Annotated in this window: 2 protein-coding genes; both read left to right on the forward strand. The window is 36.6% G+C overall.

Translation table 11 applies throughout. The features are described from left to right. Positions 1 to 514: OB-fold nucleic acid binding domain-containing protein (locus tag AC1DPQ_RS28580; protein WP_477611689.1), on the forward strand; the 514-nt coding region annotated here is incomplete at its 5' end. A 155-nt stretch (positions 515 to 669) separates the two neighbouring features. Then, positions 670 to 990, forward strand: coding sequence for a thioredoxin (gene trxA, locus AC1DPQ_RS28585; RefSeq protein WP_029275428.1), 321 nt, complete (start codon positions 670 to 672; stop codon positions 988 to 990). Positions 991 to 1,076: the final 86 nt, after the last annotated feature.

Consider the following 1,076-nt stretch of genomic DNA (forward strand, 5'->3'; position numbering starts at 1 on the left):
GCTCTGCGTAGGCGGACTTGTGGTAACCGCATCACAACGGATTACCAAAACGGGTAAGCCATTTGGTACTTTTGTTTTTGAAGATTATGATGATGCAAGTGAAATGGCCTTGTTCGGAGAAGATTTTTTAAAATTTAAATCGTTTTTAACTGAAGGATATTTCTTGCAGATTAGAGGCAGGGTTGGTGAACGTTTCGGTAAAGCTGGAGATTGGGAGTTTAAAATCACCGCAATTAACTTAATGTCTGAATTGAGAGATAAATTAGCTAAAAGTTTAACTATCCAGGTGCCGATTGAGCGGGTTAACGACCAGCTGATGCGCGAGATTGAAGCCATATTAGCAGACAATAAGGCAAACTCCGAGCAACAAAACTGCCAACTTAACTTCGCTATTTTTGATCGGGAAAAGGAGATTATGTTGGATATGCCATCCAAAAATCTTAAAATAAACCCAAACAATAAGTTTTTAGAACAATTACTCGGGCTTAATGTTGTAAATTACAAGTTAAACTAAGGTATAAGGCCTAAGGTTTAAGGTGGAAGGTTAAAGCGCCTAAACCTTATACCTTTCACCTTTAAGCCCTCTACCTCAAAATAATGTCAAATTGACACTACAGATGGGTTGGCATTACAATTGAATACATATATTTGAACATAAAAAAAATAATTATGGCATTAGAAATCACAGATGCAAACTTCGAGGAGCTTGTATTAAAATCAGATAAACCCGTATTAGTAGATTTTTGGGCAGAATGGTGTGGCCCTTGTCGCATGGTTGGTCCAGTAGTAGAAGAAATCGCTAAAGAATATGATGGAAAAGCGGTAGTTGGAAAAGTAAACGTTGATAACAACCCTCAAATTTCAATGCAGTTTGGTATCCGTAACATCCCGGCTTTATTATACTTTAAAGATGGTCAGGTTGTTGACAAACAAGTTGGTGCTGTTCCAAAATCAGTATTAGCAGAAAAATTAAACAAGCAATTAGCCTAGTTTAAGCTTAAAGCAGAAAAACCAAAGCCTAAAGGCTTGTAACATATTTAAAACCCAAGTTCATTTGATGGATTTGGGTTTTTTAT

The organism is Pedobacter sp. 01T416_2, assembly GCF_056398925.1.

Bases quoted from the DNA above. Each gene is read 5' to 3' on its own strand.
- trxA (WP_029275428.1), top strand. From the start codon at position 670: ATGGCATTAGAAATCACAGATGCAAACTTCGAGGAGCTTGTATTAAAA.